The following is a 15,366-nucleotide window of genomic DNA, read 5'->3' on the forward strand; positions in this document are numbered from 1 at the left end:
CGATGAAGACAGAGTTATTAGCGATCGAAGCGTTGAATGTGACATTTCAAAGCAAAACCGGTCCGAAACCGTTAGTAAAAAATCTTGATCTGGTAATTCCTAAGGGCAAAGTCGTTGGGATCGTTGGCGAATCTGGCAGCGGCAAAAGTATGACCATGAAAAGCGTCATGGATCTTTTGCCTGATAAAGTGACCGATCACTATACCAGTTATACATTTGAAGGAGCAGCAGTGACCGATCGTCGAACATTACCGATCGCCATGATTTTTCAAGACCCGATGACTTCGTTAAATCCTTTGCGCACGATTGGCTATCATTTGATTGAAGTGATTCGCCGCTCACAAAAAGTATCGAAAAAAGCAGCACAAGAAATCGCCGTCAAAGAGTTAGAAAAAGTCGGCATACCTTTTCCAGCACAACGCATGAAACAATATCCTCATGAGCTATCTGGGGGGATGCGTCAGCGGGTGATGATTGCCATGGCTTTGTTGGCGCAACCGAAATTGCTGATCGCAGATGAACCGACAACGGCTTTAGATGTGACGATCCAAGCACAGATTTTGGCATTGATCAAAAACCTGCAAAGAGAGAACCAGCTTTCCGTCGTCCTTGTGACCCATGACTTTGGGGTCGTTGCAGGAATGTGCGACTTTATTAAAGTGATGTATCAAGGCCGAGTCGTGGAAGAAGGAACCACGGAAGAAATTTTTTATCAGCCGGAACATCCTTATACGAAACAATTATTGCAGGCGGCCCATTTAGGCGACAAGCATGCCGAATTAAAAGTCTTTGACTATCATGAGACATTGGCAGATGAACTGCAAGAAACGCAACTATCTAAGACACATCGCGTCTGGCGCAATCAGGAGGTGACAGAATAATGGAAGAACTGATTCGCGTAGAACATGCGACGAAAATCTTTCGCAGTAAAAACTGGCGCGGCACTGTCAGTGAAGTCCGAGCGGTCGAAGATGTCAGCCTAACGATCCATCGGGGCGAGACATTGGGGCTAGTGGGGGAATCTGGGAGTGGGAAAACCACTTTAGGACGCAGTATTTTAAATTTAGAGACCTTAACAAGCGGGGAGATTTTCTTTGAAGGCAAAGAGATAACAGCATTGACGGCAGAAGATCGCAAAGCAGCGTATCAGCAAATGCAGATCATTTTCCAAGATCCGTATTCATCATTGAATCCCCGTATGACAGCACTTGAACTGGTGATGGAGCCGTTGTATCATGAAACGAAAGATGCTGCTCGAGCGAAAGCCAAAGAAATCTTAGCGATCGTCGGGATCACCGGTGATGATGTCCATAAACTGCCTCGCAGTTTCAGCGGCGGACAACGGCAACGGATCGGTATCGCTCGTGCGGTCGTCAATCGCCCGGCGTTCGTCTTGTGTGACGAACCGACTTCGGCATTAGATGTCTCCATTCAGGCTCAGATCATCCAATTGCTACTGCGTCTACAAAAAGAGTTTTCATTGTCTTATTTATTCATTTCCCATGATTTGTCCGTGATTCGTCATATCAGTGATCGAACAGCCGTCATGTATCAAGGGAAATTAGTTGAATTGGCACCTACCGATCGTTTGTTTGAAAATCCGCTGCATCCTTACACGAAGAAATTATTAGCAGCAGCTCCGATCGCTGATCCTGTGTTAGCAAGAGGTGCGATGGAACAAACGGAAATTCAAAGCACGATTACTTTGACACCATTGTATGAATGGGTCGAAGTTGAACCAGATCATTTTGTGAGGAGAGAAAAACGATGACAGTAGAAACATTGACGATCCATCAAGGAAGCGACAAATTTGAAATGACGACCCCAACTGGCAATTGGGTGTTAGCACGGGAAAAAGGCTATTCGCCTGTCCAAATGCTGGTGAGTGCGGTAGCTGCTTGCGGCGGCTATGTATACGCATCTGTCTTAGAGAATTCAAAGGTTGAAGCAGAAATCGAAAAGATCGAAGTCAGCTATGACCGAGACGACAATAAAAAAGCCCAACCAGTCAGTGCTATCCAAATTCAGTTTTATGCGAAAATCGCCGAAGCTGATCATGACAAAGCGACCCGTTGCCTAAAACTCGTTTCACCAAATTGCCCCGTGATCCAATCGTTAGATCCAACGATCGAAGTGACGGAAACGGTGACGTTTATTTAATCGAAAAAAGACTTTGTGTGCCTGAAACCAAAAGGCGTACAAAGTCTTTTTTGATCAATAAATAATATTCTCCCGAATAAAATCGATATCTGTCACTAATAGTTTGCGATCGACACTCTTTAGGGCGCCAGATTCTCGTAATTTTTGCATCATTCGATTGACACTGCTGGCAGAGGTAATGCCGCAAAAGCGAGCGATCTCTTCATTGGTGACTTCAAAGTCGATCAAGACGCCCTCTGTTGTTTGAACCCCAAAAGTTTCATAGAGCTCATTGATTTGGGTACAGACAGCACCGAATTTGCCGTTCATCAGCATTTGCTGCATCTTTTTCATCGTATCCATCAAGTTTCTCCGATAATACTCTTTGACATAATCCTGTAGCAGACGGTCACGATTGACATCTGCCCAAAATTGATCCCGCACGATTTTGTATAATTCGGCTTCTTCTGATTCAACCCGCACATTAAAAGGGGCTTCGACTTCTTGAGAGGATTCGTCTTTAAACAAAGAGACGATCTCGAAATCCGTCAAATAGCGCAAGTTGAATTCGCGCCCTTCATGGGTCACTACGCTAGTTTTGATGATGCCTTTTTTTAAAATATAGACGTACCGATCCGGGATGCCTTCATACGTCAAGTAACTCTTTTTCTTGCGGATAACGACCGGTATTGCTTGTTTTTCTAAATAATCACGTAATATCTGTTTCTCCACCCACGTTACTCCTTCACTTCATGCCAACCCAACATTTTCTGAAAAAAAGATGAAATATCCTCTATTCAAGCTTCATTAAAAGACATTTCTAGTGAAAAAGCAATAACAAATGTTAATGTTTCTTGTTAATGCTCTTTTTTAACAGCAAAAGCGCATTTCAAGTAGAGGAAGTTTCGGTATAGTAAAACGCATCACAGCACAAACAGGAGGAATGGAAGAAACATGTCAGACAGGGAAACCAATCAAGAAGGAATCGTCAGCTCGACGCCGTCAACCAAAAATGAAAAACTATGGAACAAAGGGTTTATCACGATTACCTTGATCAATTTTATCGTCTTTCTCGTGTATTATTGTTTTGTCGTCATCACTGCGAAATTTGCCACTCAGGAGTTAGGGGCATCCACCGCACAAGCTGGATTGGCAGCGGGGATCTACATCATCGGGACCTTGATCGCTCGCTTGTATGTTGGAAAAATTTTAGAATTAGTCGGTCGCAAAGCCGTTTTGCGCTGGGGGATTTTGTTTTATGTTATTACCACCGCTGCCTATTTAATCTCGGTCAACATCTACATTTTAGATACCGTGCGCTTTTTCAATGGCTTTGCTTACGGCGCCGTCTCAACTGCGGCTAATGCGATCGTCACAGCATATATCCCAGCTTCCAAACATGGCGAAGGGATCAATTACTATGGATTAAGTACCAGTTTAGCAGCAGCAGTCGGACCTTTTATTGGCATGCTATTATTACCGACCGTCGGCTTTGATTTCATTATTTGGTTAGCAACCATCTTATCAATCGCAACAGCCATCGCGTGTTTCTGGTTCCCAGTCAAAAACATCCCATTAACAGAAGAACACAGAGCACAACTAAAAAAATGGTCCATCAAAAGTTTTGTCGAACCAAAAGTCTTTTTCATTTCCGGGATTGCCTTTTTGATCGGTTTGGCTTATTCCAGTGTTCTCGGCTTCTTGTCGATCTACGCCAGTGACCTTGGGTTAGAAACGGCCGGTGCCTTTTTCTTCATCGTCTATGCACTTTCCGTGACCTTCACACGGCCAATGACTGGCAAACTATTTGACCGCCATGGCGCAGATGCGGTCATGTATCCCAGCTTTCTTTTCTTGACCCTTGGTCTTTTCCTATTGAGTATTACCGGCAACAGCTGGATGTTGTTGCTTGCGGGTTGCTTTGTCGGCTTGGGCTATGGCACCTTCATGTCGAATGGCCAAGCCGTTTGTCTAAAAGAGGTCGATCCTCACCGTGTCGGCGTAGCGCTCTCCACCTATTTCATCGGGCTGGACCTCGGCTTAGGCGTAGGTCCCTATGCATTAGGAAGCTTGCACGGTCTGTTTGATTATTCGCAGATCTACATCTTATGCGGACTGATCCCAGTCGTCGTCCTTGTTTTATACAAATTGTTTTATAAAACGAAACGCGCAGTTGCCGCCGTTGGTACGATGAAGCAGCCAATCAACGAAGAAGACTAACCTCAACCATTACAAAAAGGAGTGTTTCACCATGGATAACAATCAACTGATTATTGAAGCATTGAACAAATTAGTAACGAATATCAACGAATTGAATGAAGAAATGCATGCCATGAAAGAGGTCACCGCAACGATGACCCATGAACAGCTTGCTATCGATCATCAATTACGCGACATCAAATCGGTATTGATCAATGACAATCTGATTGGATAATTTGTCATAAAGCATGAAAGGAAACAAGAAACAGGAATGAACGCTTTTTTTGAGAATGTTTCCTGCTCACTTACTGGTGGTAGAAAGATTCACATGAGAAAAGCGTTTTTTTGATGCACAAAAAAAGAAAAGCGAACATTGGCAGATTTTGTACAAGAAAATAAGCAAGAAAAATTGTAGCAGTCCGCGCTTGTATGCTATAGTGTGTCTGGGTAGCAATACCTAAAAAAAATCAGAGTAGGAAATAAAGCGTTAAGTGCTGAAAGGATGGGATGTTGCCTTTCGGACGAAGAACGATCATTCGTTCGCGGTTTTATTTTCGCATTCGCTGCATGAATTTGTAGCAACTCTAAAAGGAGATGCTCGCTATGAAAAGAAAAGTCGATGCACACATGATTGCGGTCATGGGACTTTTGATTGCCTTAATGGTGGTCTTGTCGCAAATCTTGGGGTTTGAAACCTCCTATATCAAAATCACATTTTCCTTTGTACCACAGCTGATCATGGGTATGCTGTTTGGTCCGTTTTGGACAGCAGTTGGCTCCTCATTAGCCGATATCGCAGGAATGGTGATTTTTCCAAAATCAGCCTACTTTTTCGGCTTTACCATCAATGCCTTTGTTGGTGGACTGATTTATGGCTACTTCTTCTATCGGAAAGAAGTCACATTAAAACGAGCGGCAACGGTCGTCTTGTTAAATACTATTTTGATAACCTTGATCTTAACTCCGATCTGGTTAGCTATGATGCTGAATATTCCTTTGACAAGCTGGGCCATCTGGTCGGTCCGCTTGCTAAAAGCAGTCATCATGTTCCCGATACAAACTGCGTTGATTTACATCGTAGGGCGTGCGGTACCATACAAACGGCTGATCCGACGGTTCGTTTAACGAGTAAAAAAGAACGATAACATCCATTGAAGTGAATCATCTGCGAATATTTCGTCAGTGGTTCACTTTTTTCTTTCTAAGGATGGGCTTAGTCATTCTCAATAACTTGTTTAGAGGGGAAGGTGAACCTATGAATAAAAAAGGACTCGCTATGGGACTGTTTCTTTTCTTGGTCTTAGCAGCAATGGGAGGGATGAAGTGGGTGATAGAACAGCAAAAACAGCAAACGGAGGAGTCATCCGTGATCCAGCAAAGCAGCTCGAGAGACGAAACAAAGGAAGAAAGCAGTGCAAGCCAAGAAACCACCTCAATTTCCACGTCACCTTCTGTTTCAACTTCCACGCAAGAACAGTCAGAAGAGGCAATAGCAGAAAAAATCGCCACGATGAGTTTGGAGGAGAAGGTCGGGCAATTGTTTTTTGTCCGTGTACCTGAAAGCAATCAAATCGAAGAACTTCAAAACTATCACTTTGGCGGCTATCTGTTATTCGGCCGTGATATCGAAAATGAGACGGCGGAGAGCTTGAAACAGAAAATTTCAGATTACCAAGCAGCCAGCGCCATTCCGCTGTTGATCGGTATGGATGAAGAAGGGGGCACGGTGACTCGCATCAGCCGCAATCCGAACCTTACGGATCAGCGTTTTCTCTCACCACAACAGCTATATGCCCAAGGTGGATGGTCGGCGATCGAAGATGATACAGCAAAGAAAGCGGAAATTTTAAAAGCGTATGGCATCAATGCCGGGCTGTTTCCCGTTGCCGATGTTTCCACTGATCCGCAGTCCTTTATCTACGACCGAACCATTGGCATGGATGCGCAGGGCACGAGTGCGTTTGTAGAACGTGTGGTTCATGTTTTGCAGAAACACCACGTGGGGTCAACCTTGAAGCATTTTCCCGGCTATGGCAACAATCGTGACTCGCATGTCGCCATCGTCACCGATGACCGCCCGCTATCTGCACTGCGGGAAACGGATTTTCTGCCTTTTGCAGCAGGGATCAAGGCTGGTGCCGATAGTATTTTGGTGGCCCATACGATTGTCAATAGTATCGATAACACTGTACCCGCCTCTATTTCAAAACCCGTGCATGAGTTGCTCCGAAATGAATTGCATTTTGAAGGGGTCATCATGACGGATGACTTGGATATGGCAGGACTTTCTGAGTTCATTCCGCAAAATGAAGCCGCATTACAGGCGTTGCAGGCGGGAAATGATCTAGTGATCTCATCTACCTACCAAGAACAGATCCCCTTTGTCGTACAAGCGGTTGAAGATGGCCGCTATTTGGAAGCTGATTTGAATGCTTCCGTCAAACGAGTTTTGCTCTGGAAAGAAGCATTGCATTTACTTTAAGAAAAAATAAACCTGCTGTTTCCTCCGTGTAAGAGAGTCGTTCTCTTACTGAGAGGAAGCAGCAGGTTTTTTTAGATACTATGAGCCAGTACCTCTAATTCTTTGGCAAAGGCTTCTTGTCCAATAAATCGCAGATAGTCCAAGGCTTTTTCAATCGTGGCCATTCCCAGCGTACGATCTCCTTGGAACAAGGCGTAAATGCCTTCGAAATAACGAATCATCAGGCGGATACGATCATTGTCCGGCGGCAGGTGATCGGCTAGATACGTCAGCACATGCGCCAACTCGGCAGGTTTTTTGCGATCGATAAACAAGAAAGCCGCATTCGTCAGCAATTTTGTGTAGATTTGATAATTGATACTTAGCGTATTGCTGTAAAAAATTTTTTTATTCAGGTGTTTCATTTGATACAAGATGTACTCGTCAGAAAAAAGGAAAAGCAGATTGGTAAATAAGGAGATTTCAAACTTTCCCCACGTGTCGATTCGTTCCAAGTATTTCTTGATGGTCGCTTCGATGATGCAACGTTCTTCCTCGTCGGTAACTACGCCTTTTTTCTCTAAAATCAAAAAGAATTGACTATACAATACATAATAGAAAAAATCCTTCGTGGTTTTATACAGTGCTTGGGCTTTGTTGATCAAAGAGAGTACTTCAGAATAATTGCTTTCATAGTAAGCGGTGGTCAACTGTTTGGATAGCTGTTTTTTCTCGCTGACTTGATTGTCATCCAAGCGATACTCAAATTCCTCTAAGGTGACATTTAAGCGGTCCAAATATTGGTGCAAAATATCAAAGGCGATGCGATGCCCTTTTTGTTCAAAGGTTGCCAGTGTACTGCGTTCTGAAATGTTCTCAACCAATTTTCGCTGTGAGATATTTCGTTCCGTTCGTAACTCTTTTAACAAGTCATTGGCCTTCAAAAAATCCCTCCTAAAAAAAGTGGACGGAAAAATAGTCCAAATATGTTACAGCTTTATTTTGCGGGTAAACTTGAAGAAAGTCAATTAAAGGAGGAGAAATGGATGTTTGATTTTTTTAGTTTTCCCTGGGAAGTTGTAGAACTAATGGCTAACGTTTTTTCTTTCTTCAAATAATCGATCCTTTGTGATTGGTTAGCAATTGATTTTTTAACAGGAAAAAAGTATAAGTGGTTTCACGTAATAAGTTACTGTTCATTCGCGCATTCAAACGCCCTCTCCCCAAACAGCTTACCCTGTCAAGGTGCGTAGGTTTGCCGAATCCCTTTTAAAAAAGGAGCAAACACAACAGCGAGTGATTGCTCTTTTTTTGTTGGTCAAAAAACCTACATACGGCATCGCAACAGTCAGTTTTGCTTTTTCTTAATCATTGGTTCATTCGGATCAGAATAGTAATCAGGATTGAATTCATCATCGATCGATACCCCGAAAAGAGAAACGAGACTGGGAAGAAACCCAATCACGCCGAGGACGACGGCAACTGGAAGGTAGAATTTTTTACGCTTGTACCACGGAAGCTGCGATTTCTTTTCCATAGGAAATCCCCCTTTTCGCTTAGTGTAACATGTTCTGAGTTAGGTGTGTTAATAATTACCTTCAATACTTAAAAATATACTAAAGCGGTGTATTGGTACATCTGATGGGGCAAAAAGTTTCGCTAGGTAATTCTAGGAAAGGGTCGTTTTTTTTGTCATTGCTGCCAGAATCAAGTTTTTATATAAAAAGGAACCGAGTAAGAAAGCAATTCTTCTTACTCGGTTCCTTTTATTGAAAATAATCCTTGGCTTGGTCCATCAAGGTTTGAAAGTCTGATTCGTTTTTTCTTATTGCCTCTGTTAGGGTAAACAAATAACCGTTGGGGTCTTTGATGGTCATTTCAAGGGCATTCCAAGGCTTTTCCATCAAAGGTTCCACGATCCACTTTGAGGGAATTTTCTGAGCGATATTCTGAAGATCATTCATCGCTACATTCAAAATTGCCCCATCGCCAACAGTGAACGCTTCTGCTGCAATCAGCATCAAATCTTGGTAGTCAGCAAGACGCAGGTGGTCCATCATCACTTGATTTTCTTGATTGCGAAACTGATACAATGACTGGAAACCCAAGATTTCTGTGAACCATTTTGATGATTGCACAATATCTTTTGTCTTCATTTGGTAAAACATTGGCATAACATAAACTTTCATTTTGACACCTCCTCTTGATTAGAGGATACCGCTTGACGCAGCGTCAAAGTCAATAGACATTTTCGTATTGAAGCAAAGCTTGATAATGGCGTTTCTTTGGCACTTAAGTCAAGGAAAAATGGGCAATAATTTTTTGACTCACTTCATCAGGTGACAAGTGGGTATTGTTGATTTTCAGCGAAGGAATTGTTGGGAAAAGGGTAGTTAATTCCTGTGGCAGGCTTTCTAAGCGATAGTTTTCATACGAAGACAAAAGCTCATTTCTAGAAAAAGCCAGCGCTCTTTTTGACGGCTTTGCGGCTAAACGGTCCTCATGGCAATTGCGCTTTAAACGTTCCTCAATATCAGCCACTAATTCGATAAAATAGACCTCTTGTCGGGCATCGGTAAATAGTTGGGCGATCTCTTGTAAAAAAGCTAAGTCTCCCGCTTGATCGAAATCAATCAAAACCGTAAAGATGATTGATTTTGTCGTATTATTGGCTTCATTATGAACAAAGGCTTTGAAGAGTTCGATCCGCGTTTGATTAGACAAAGCAAATGCTGCTGGGCTATAGCCAAGAAAATTCGCAAAAAGATCAATGGTCTGGTGATTGAATAATAGTTTTGCATCCAATCGTTTTTCCAGTTCTTTCCCCACAGTCATTTTTCCTACCGCTTGCGCGCCAATCAAGACGATCAATGACATCACAACACATCCTTTTTATCAATCGTAACAAAGGTGGGCTATCGTGTAAATCGGTTCTTAGAAAGAAACGATTGAGAAGCTGGAGTTTTTTATGTGGAAACCAAGGATGCTCTTTTTTTAGGTAAAAAGGAATGAGCGAAATTTCTCCGAGACAGGAAAAAAGATCATACAGCATAGTAGCACGGTCTGGAACAACAAAATGACTAGTAGATTGATCGTTTCAAATCGTGAATAAAGATAGAAGTGGATCAGCCATTCGAAGACATTGACAAGGACTAAATAAAGGTAGTGCGCTTTTTTGACCTTGCAGTTTTTCAACCAATAATAGCTTAAGTAATAATCCAACAAGACCATCAGCAGTAGAAAAAGTTTACTGAAAGCCGTCAGATTGTCATGCTGGGAGGCGAGTTTTTGAAAAAACAACAAAAGTGTGGGAGTGGGAATATAAATGATCAATAGGGATAGAAAAAAATAGACAATAAAGGGCATAGGCATTCCTCCAAGATAGTGATAGAAAAAACATAGATAAATTAGCAAATTTGACCGTGCACGTCAATTGATTTCATTATCGAATATTTCGATAATGGATGTTTGGCATTGATTGAAGGAAAGTGGGGCATGGAAAGTCGGCGACCATTGATTCAACAAATCGCTGATAGTGAAGGATGATTTAGGGGGAAGAAAAAAGAAATACTCCCTTTCCTTAATGGAAAAGGGAGTAGAGGGATTGATCCAACGGAAACATCTAACCCCATGTCTCATTGAGTTTATCCGCATAAAACAAAAGTGCCTGTCGGTAAGACTGGATGTCTGGATCGCTAGAGGTTTCGGCAAGCAGGGTCAATAATCGTTCAGCGGCTTGCTCATACTCGGCTAGATTAAACAGTGTCATGGCATAGAAGGTTTGCAAAGCATGATTTTTTGGAAACAGCTGCATCGCGTGTACAAACACTTCTTCGGCTTTTTGATACTTGCCGAGGGCACGATAGGTGCTGCCTAGACCTAGGTAGGCATCTGGCAAGTCGTTTTCTGATAAACCTAACGCGATTGCTTGTTCATAATAAGGAATTGCCTGTTGTTCTTCCCCTAAAAGATCATAGCTCCAAGCCGTTTGGTAGTGGACAAAGGCATCTTGGGGATTTTCGGCAGCTAATTGAATCAATTGTTCATTTGATTGTTGCAGCTTTTTTTCAGCCCGCAGTTGGATCGCAGCAGCTAGTCGTTCATTCATTGGTTCGAAGCTCCTTTTCAAATAGTAGAAAATGACACGGATAACTTGCGAGCCTAGCTAAGGGGAAAGATCAGCCCAGCTTTCACCTGCAAAGGAAAAACCGCATGCTTCATACAGCTTGTAGGCTGGCTGATTTTCAACCGTCACTACCAGATAAAGGTGAGTGAGTCCCATGGCTTTTGCTCGTTGGATCACTTCATTCATCATTAGTTTGGATAAGCCTTTGCCTTTAAAGGCTGCGCTCATAACAACAAATAATAGCAGGGGAAGCTCTTGAAACGTGCTGGTTACTACGGCACCGATAGGATAATTATCCATTTGCCACTGAAAAGAAAGCTCTGGACTCAAGGGACCGTATTTTCCGTCAGCAGTCTCTCTCAGCTCTCTTTGCCAGTCAGCAATCGATTCCCCTTCGTCATCCGTCGTTTCATGATAGGCCGAATAAAAAAGTTCTGCGACACTTCGAGAATCCGGGATAAAGGGGTCAAAAGAAAGGGCGGATTCTTGTAAAGCTTTGGGGGTATGTTGTAAGTCACAAGCCATAATGATTCGTTTCATAGAAGCACTCCTCTCTGCTCGTTTCATTTATTATAGCAGAGCAAAGCTTTCTCAAGATCGTTTTTTTCTAATGAAAGCCCAGATACAACGAATTCCTTCGTAGATTGCAGTAAAGACAGCAACCAGAAACAAAAACGACATGTAATGAATCAAAAAAGCCAGTTGAAACCATAAGCCATAGACCATCGGCAGGACGACGAGCAAACAAATTCCCAATTCGATGTTTCGCTTTCTTCTTATTTGAAACCAACGTTCATCTGACATCCTTTTTTCCTCCTGTTCATTCTTTACACACGCTCTCGGATAAATATCCATTTTTATATAAAATATTCAATATATTTGCGATATTTTGATTAAAAACTAGAAAATTAGTTTATTTTTTGGTAATCTTGAAGATAAGATTAGAAATAGCTGTTGTTTTTTATTTTGACTTATTATCCCACGAAAGACAAGGTGAGCACAATGGAAAGAAAACCGATGTATTTAAAAAATGGGCTTCCTCTAACAATGGAGCCCGGTAAGATTTATACATGCCTTTACCGAGGCGGTTATTTCATTTGTGAAGAAAAGGGCCAACCGCTGCCATCGATAAAAAGAGAAGCGAAATAAGCGAACTTCTCACTTAAGATTTGTCAGGGATCGAACGGGTTGTTGGAATTGTTATCTCCTTTTTAGTACCAATCAAATGATGTCTAGCATTTTCAAAAAATCTCAACGTTCTTCATTCAGACCATTCTAAGGCTTAAATTGATTTTGACCGATTTCAATTTAGTAAGAACAATCCGATCCCTGGCAAATGTTAGGTGAAAAGTCCCTAAGAGACTGAACGAATAGTAATGGTCATTCGGACAGCCAAGAGCAGTGGAATTACGAGCGAACATACAATAGTAGAAATCGTCTTTTTCTCATAAAAAACGATTCTACTTGAAGGGAACATTTTTTTTTGCTATAATAGTTCAGGAATTGAAAAATAAAATAGACAAAGGTTGAGCATTTTTTATGCTTCAAGGATCAGGTTTGCCAAGGGGTGAGGCAAACGTTCTTGGAGGAATGCTGGCCTTTTTTTTGTTATCAGCATACTTCTTCGTGAGGTATGCTTTTTTTGTTTATTTTTCAGTTGAGAATATAAATCACTATGGGAGGGAAATCGATGAGAGAAGCTTTGACTCGTTTACGAGAAGCAGAAGAAGCCAATGAACAGCAATTGCTCGCTTTGAAAAAAGAACTGCAGTCGGAAGAAGCGCAGCAGCAACAAGCATTGCAAGAGCGGGCTTCCGCTTTGGAAGAAGCCCTTGCTCAGGAACAAGTAACAGTCGAAGACCAGTTGCAACAGTCACTAGAAGCACAAAAGCAGCAGCTGGCAAAAGAGACCCAGCAAGTGTTAGATCGTTACCAAAAAAATATGCAAAGCTTCCAAGAGCAAGCGGTTCAACAGATCGTTGAAGGAGTGATCGGAACTTATGGCAGTAACCAAACTAAATAAACTAACGTTGATCACCCCGAAGCACTACCAAGAAAGGGTATTGACGAAGCTGCAAACGATGCAGTTTGTTGAAATCGAGAACGTATTTGAGCAGGAAGCGAACGAAACTTGGCTACGGGAATTTTTTGCAGGAGCCACCCCAGAAGGTGCTTCTCACCAACCAATGATTCGTCGACTGCAAGAAGCAATCCGCTTTATTCGCCAAAATGGTGATGCGAAAAAAGGCATAGAATGGAAACGAGATGCCTTGCGGCTGTCGGACTTTGAAACAAGCTTCGATGAAGCAGCAGCATTGACGGAGCTGGTTGAAGTCGAGAAGTTGCAAGAGCGCTGGGTAGAGACGATCGAAGCGATCGAAGCAGCGACGCAGACGGAAGAATGGGCGACACAGTGGCAAAATCTTGACGTGCCGTTGGAGATCGAAGCACCTGCTCATACAAGTTTTTTTGCTGGGCGTGTCGAAGGCCCACGCTGGGAAGATCTAGCTGAAGCCTTGCGACAATTGGAAGAGGTTCATATCGAAGTGATCTATTCTGAGCCAAAAAAAGTCAATTTCAGCTGCCTATTTTTAGCAGCGATCGAAGAGCAAGTGTTCCAATTGTTTCACCGATATGGGGTGAAGAAAGAAACCGGTCGAACATCCGAATCACCAAAAGTGGTTTTGCAAAACGCGAAACAAGCGTTGACTTCCTTGACCCAGCAGCGCAAAGAATTGATTACAGAAATCAGTCAGCACAAACAACGGCTGATCCTGTTACAGCAAGCGGAAGAACTGTTTTTGACTCGTGAGAATCGGGCAATGATGCAACAGCGCTTAGCAGCTGGTCAGACCTTTGCCCTCTTGCGCGGCTGGATCGCAGAAAAGGATCAACCGTTAGTGGCGGAAATGGTCCAAGAATCCTTTGCCAACGAGATTTACTATTCGTTTGAAGAACCCACTGCAGAGGAGATCGCTGCTAATCAAGTGCCAACGAAGCTAAAAAACGCCTCGTTTATTCAACCCTTTGAAATGTTGACGGAGATGTACAGCCTGCCAAAATACGATGAGATCGATCCAACCCCATGGATGACGCCCTTTTACTATGTTTTCTTTGGTATGATGGTGGCTGACTTAGGTTATGGTGCATTAATGGCTGTAGCGACCACGATCGGGCTGCACGCCATGCGTTTGCCCAAAGGGACCAAACGGTTTCTGAAATTGTTCCAGATTTTGTCCGTGCCAACTATGATTTGGGGCGCAGTCTACGGCTCTTTCTTTGGCGCTACATTGCCCTTCCAACTTTTATCACCCTCCGAAGATTTTATGGCGATCTTTGGTCTATCCATGATTTTTGGTGGGATCCAACTGTTTACAGGCCTTTATTTAGCAGCCAAAGAAAATATCCGCAAAAAGGATCTTTTAGGTGCAGTCAACGATGGCTTTGCGTGGCTAGGACTTTTGAGTGGTCTTTTAGTGGCAGCCGCAGGCAATCTTTTGATCGATGTCCCAGCACTAACAACCGTCGGCTTGATTTTAGCAGGCTTTAGTGCCTTATTGATCATCGTGGTACCGATTCTGAAAGGGAAAACCAAAGTGGGCGGCTTCTTTTTAGGGTTGTATGACTTGTACGGTGTGACCAGTTACATCGGCGACTTTGTCAGCTACAGCCGCTTGATGGCATTAGGGATCTCCGGTGGGAGTATCGCAGCAGCTTTCAACTTATTGGTGGGCTACTTGCCGCCAGCCGCTCGTTTTTCTGTAGGCATTCTCTTATTGGTTGTCCTACAAGCTTTAAACATCTTTTTATCGTTACTGAGTGCATATGTGCATGCCGCACGTTTACAATATGTAGAGTTTTTCGGAAAATTTTTCACTGGTGGGGGGCGCCAATTTGAAACCTTCAAGCCAAGTGAGAAATACGTTGATTTTGATAAAGAAAATGGAGGAGACAATAAATGATTGATTACTTAATTAATAATAATGGTGGTATGGTGTTTGCAATTATCGGAATGGGGATCGCTACGATCTTTTCTGGGATCGGTTCAGCCAAAGGGGTGGGCCAAACTGGTGAAGCAGCGGCAGCCTTAACGACGAATCAGCCGGAGAAGTTTGGACAAGCCTTGATTTTACAATTACTTCCCGGAACGCAAGGGCTATACGGATTCGTTATTGCGTTTATGATCTATGGTAGCTTAAGTGGTGAAATGTCGACAGTGACTGGTATGGCGTATTTGATGGCCTCACTGCCAGTTGCCTTTACTGGCTTATTCTCAGGAATGGCCCAAGGGAAGGTCGCTGCAGCTGGGATTCAAATTTTAGCGAAGAAACCAGAGCATTTCTTTAAAGGGGTCATGTTCTCAGTAATGGTTGAGATGTATGCCATCTTAGGTTTTGTTATTTCTTTCTTACTTTTAGGAACGATTTAAAGGGGGCGAAGG

Annotated in this window: 19 protein-coding genes, 1 riboswitch and 1 other annotated feature; of the genes, 10 read left to right on the forward strand and 9 right to left on the reverse strand. The window is 42.8% G+C overall.

The annotated features are described in order from the left end of the window. Window positions 1-2: 2 nt before the first annotated feature. The 3 genes from IGI89_RS10575 to IGI89_RS10585 are packed head-to-tail and all read left to right on the forward strand — an operon-like array spanning window position 3 to window position 2,160. Window positions 3-881: an ABC transporter ATP-binding protein gene (locus tag IGI89_RS10575; protein WP_005234835.1), complete on the forward strand. Its 879-nt coding sequence runs from the start codon at window positions 3-5 to the stop codon at window positions 879-881. Then, entirely contained in the window at window positions 881-1,771 is an 891-nt protein-coding gene (locus IGI89_RS10580; RefSeq protein ID WP_008378908.1) for an ATP-binding cassette domain-containing protein, read from the forward strand. Before IGI89_RS10575 ends, IGI89_RS10580 begins: the two co-directional genes overlap by 1 nt. Then, window positions 1,768-2,160, forward strand: coding sequence for an OsmC family protein (locus IGI89_RS10585; protein WP_016621556.1), 393 nt, complete (start codon window positions 1,768-1,770; stop codon window positions 2,158-2,160). The genes IGI89_RS10580 and IGI89_RS10585 overlap by 4 nt, the downstream gene beginning before the upstream one ends. A gap of 54 nt (window positions 2,161-2,214) precedes the next feature. On the opposite strand, the gene IGI89_RS10590 is transcribed toward IGI89_RS10585, so the two are convergent. Beyond that, window positions 2,215-2,871 (reverse strand): Crp/Fnr family transcriptional regulator, encoded by a 657-nt coding sequence (locus IGI89_RS10590; RefSeq protein WP_061054390.1) that lies wholly within the window; start codon window positions 2,869-2,871, stop codon window positions 2,215-2,217. 222 nt (window positions 2,872-3,093) lie between these two features. Between IGI89_RS10590 and IGI89_RS10595 the strand changes: the two genes are divergently transcribed. From IGI89_RS10595 to IGI89_RS10610, 4 genes are all read left to right on the forward strand, one after another. Then, on the forward strand, window positions 3,094-4,359 hold the full coding sequence (locus IGI89_RS10595) for an MFS transporter (RefSeq protein WP_438735638.1): 1,266 nt from the start codon (window positions 3,094-3,096) through the stop codon (window positions 4,357-4,359). A 31-nt stretch (window positions 4,360-4,390) separates the two neighbouring features. Next, window positions 4,391-4,573 carry a hypothetical protein gene (locus IGI89_RS10600; RefSeq protein WP_005225550.1) on the forward strand — a complete coding sequence of 61 codons (183 nt, stop codon included), beginning with the start codon at window positions 4,391-4,393 and terminating at the stop codon, window positions 4,571-4,573. A gap of 231 nt (window positions 4,574-4,804) precedes the next feature. Then, a riboswitch (THF riboswitch) is annotated at window positions 4,805-4,906 on the forward strand. 26 nt (window positions 4,907-4,932) lie between these two features. Next, window positions 4,933-5,463 (forward strand): folate family ECF transporter S component, encoded by a 531-nt coding sequence (locus IGI89_RS10605; RefSeq protein ID WP_005234846.1) that lies wholly within the window; start codon window positions 4,933-4,935, stop codon window positions 5,461-5,463. Window positions 5,464-5,593: 130 nt separating this feature from the next. Continuing rightward, window positions 5,594-6,820 (forward strand): glycoside hydrolase family 3 protein, encoded by a 1,227-nt coding sequence (locus tag IGI89_RS10610; RefSeq protein WP_438735639.1) that lies wholly within the window; start codon window positions 5,594-5,596, stop codon window positions 6,818-6,820. A 71-nt stretch (window positions 6,821-6,891) separates the two neighbouring features. Here the strand turns inward: IGI89_RS10610 and IGI89_RS10615 are convergent, their stop codons facing one another. From IGI89_RS10615 to IGI89_RS10650, 8 genes are all read right to left on the reverse strand, one after another. Then, window positions 6,892-7,743, reverse strand: coding sequence for an Rgg/GadR/MutR family transcriptional regulator (locus tag IGI89_RS10615; RefSeq protein WP_008378897.1), 852 nt, complete (start codon window positions 7,741-7,743; stop codon window positions 6,892-6,894). A gap of 404 nt (window positions 7,744-8,147) precedes the next feature. After that, entirely contained in the window at window positions 8,148-8,336 is a 189-nt protein-coding gene (locus IGI89_RS10620) for a hypothetical protein (RefSeq protein ID WP_429969745.1), read from the reverse strand. Window positions 8,337-8,565: 229 nt separating this feature from the next. Continuing rightward, the gene (locus IGI89_RS10625; protein ID WP_005234855.1) at window positions 8,566-8,988 is read right to left on the reverse strand and encodes a glyoxalase; all 423 of its coding nucleotides are present in this window, start codon (window positions 8,986-8,988) and stop codon (window positions 8,566-8,568) included. 103 nt (window positions 8,989-9,091) lie between these two features. Next, on the reverse strand, window positions 9,092-9,676 hold the full coding sequence (locus tag IGI89_RS10630) for an AAA family ATPase (protein WP_008378893.1): 585 nt from the start codon (window positions 9,674-9,676) through the stop codon (window positions 9,092-9,094). A 117-nt stretch (window positions 9,677-9,793) separates the two neighbouring features. After that, entirely contained in the window at window positions 9,794-10,165 is a 372-nt protein-coding gene (locus IGI89_RS10635) for a hypothetical protein (protein ID WP_005234865.1), read from the reverse strand. A 256-nt stretch (window positions 10,166-10,421) separates the two neighbouring features. Beyond that, window positions 10,422-10,907, reverse strand: a complete 486-nt coding sequence (locus IGI89_RS10640) for a tetratricopeptide repeat protein (protein ID WP_244732133.1) — start codon at window positions 10,905-10,907, stop codon at window positions 10,422-10,424. Window positions 10,908-10,964: 57 nt separating this feature from the next. Then, the gene (locus tag IGI89_RS10645) at window positions 10,965-11,492 is read right to left on the reverse strand and encodes a GNAT family N-acetyltransferase (protein WP_429969746.1); all 528 of its coding nucleotides are present in this window, start codon (window positions 11,490-11,492) and stop codon (window positions 10,965-10,967) included. A gap of 24 nt (window positions 11,493-11,516) precedes the next feature. Next, window positions 11,517-11,729 carry a hypothetical protein gene (locus tag IGI89_RS10650; protein ID WP_008378885.1) on the reverse strand — a complete coding sequence of 71 codons (213 nt, stop codon included), beginning with the start codon at window positions 11,727-11,729 and terminating at the stop codon, window positions 11,517-11,519. Between the two features lie 720 nt (window positions 11,730-12,449). Next, window positions 12,450-12,503, forward strand: a sequence feature (sodium ion sensor (DUF1646 type); this cis-regulatory element may regulate processes involved in with the transportation of sodium ions). Window positions 12,504-12,615: 112 nt separating this feature from the next. Here IGI89_RS10650 and IGI89_RS10655 point away from each other — a divergent pair. From IGI89_RS10655 to IGI89_RS10665, 3 genes are read left to right on the forward strand one after another with little or no spacing between them, the layout of a single operon-like run. Further along, window positions 12,616-12,948, forward strand: coding sequence for a V-type ATPase, subunit F family protein (locus tag IGI89_RS10655; protein WP_429969748.1), 333 nt, complete (start codon window positions 12,616-12,618; stop codon window positions 12,946-12,948). After that, a complete protein-coding gene (locus IGI89_RS10660) occupies window positions 12,926-14,887 on the forward strand; it encodes a V-type ATP synthase subunit I (protein WP_429969750.1) in 1,962 nt (653 codons plus the stop codon). The genes IGI89_RS10655 and IGI89_RS10660 overlap by 23 nt, the downstream gene beginning before the upstream one ends. Further along, window positions 14,884-15,354 (forward strand): V-type ATP synthase subunit K, encoded by a 471-nt coding sequence (locus IGI89_RS10665; protein WP_005225567.1) that lies wholly within the window; start codon window positions 14,884-14,886, stop codon window positions 15,352-15,354. Before IGI89_RS10660 ends, IGI89_RS10665 begins: the two co-directional genes overlap by 4 nt. Window positions 15,355-15,366 lie beyond the last annotated feature (12 nt).

The sequence above is a fragment of the Enterococcus sp. AZ141 genome (genome assembly GCF_051714385.1).
In the GTDB taxonomy this organism is placed as follows: domain Bacteria; phylum Bacillota; class Bacilli; order Lactobacillales; family Enterococcaceae; genus Enterococcus_D; species Enterococcus_D entomosocium.

Coding starts and splice junctions, on each gene's coding strand:
- IGI89_RS10575 (WP_005234835.1), top strand. CDS start 3: ATGAAGACAGAGTTATTAGCGATCGAAGCGTTGAATGTGACATTTCAA.
- IGI89_RS10580 (WP_008378908.1), top strand. CDS start 881: ATGGAAGAACTGATTCGCGTAGAACATGCGACGAAAATCTTTCGCAGT.
- IGI89_RS10585 (WP_016621556.1), top strand. CDS start 1,768: ATGACAGTAGAAACATTGACGATCCATCAAGGAAGCGACAAATTTGAA.
- IGI89_RS10595 (WP_438735638.1), top strand. CDS start 3,094: ATGTCAGACAGGGAAACCAATCAAGAAGGAATCGTCAGCTCGACGCCG.
- IGI89_RS10600 (WP_005225550.1), top strand. CDS start 4,391: ATGGATAACAATCAACTGATTATTGAAGCATTGAACAAATTAGTAACG.
- IGI89_RS10605 (WP_005234846.1), top strand. CDS start 4,933: ATGCTCGCTATGAAAAGAAAAGTCGATGCACACATGATTGCGGTCATG.
- IGI89_RS10610 (WP_438735639.1), top strand. CDS start 5,594: ATGAATAAAAAAGGACTCGCTATGGGACTGTTTCTTTTCTTGGTCTTA.
- IGI89_RS10620 (WP_429969745.1), bottom strand. CDS start 8,336: ATGGAAAAGAAATCGCAGCTTCCGTGGTACAAGCGTAAAAAATTCTAC.
- IGI89_RS10625 (WP_005234855.1), bottom strand. CDS start 8,988: ATGAAAGTTTATGTTATGCCAATGTTTTACCAAATGAAGACAAAAGAT.
- IGI89_RS10630 (WP_008378893.1), bottom strand. CDS start 9,676: ATGTCATTGATCGTCTTGATTGGCGCGCAAGCGGTAGGAAAAATGACT.
- IGI89_RS10635 (WP_005234865.1), bottom strand. CDS start 10,165: ATGCCCTTTATTGTCTATTTTTTTCTATCCCTATTGATCATTTATATT.
- IGI89_RS10640 (WP_244732133.1), bottom strand. CDS start 10,907: ATGAATGAACGACTAGCTGCTGCGATCCAACTGCGGGCTGAAAAAAAG.
- IGI89_RS10645 (WP_429969746.1), bottom strand. CDS start 11,492: ATGAAACGAGCAGAGAGGAGTGCTTCTATGAAACGAATCATTATGGCT.
- IGI89_RS10650 (WP_008378885.1), bottom strand. CDS start 11,729: ATGTCAGATGAACGTTGGTTTCAAATAAGAAGAAAGCGAAACATCGAA.
- IGI89_RS10655 (WP_429969748.1), top strand. CDS start 12,616: ATGAGAGAAGCTTTGACTCGTTTACGAGAAGCAGAAGAAGCCAATGAA.
- IGI89_RS10660 (WP_429969750.1), top strand. CDS start 12,926: ATGGCAGTAACCAAACTAAATAAACTAACGTTGATCACCCCGAAGCAC.
- IGI89_RS10665 (WP_005225567.1), top strand. CDS start 14,884: ATGATTGATTACTTAATTAATAATAATGGTGGTATGGTGTTTGCAATT.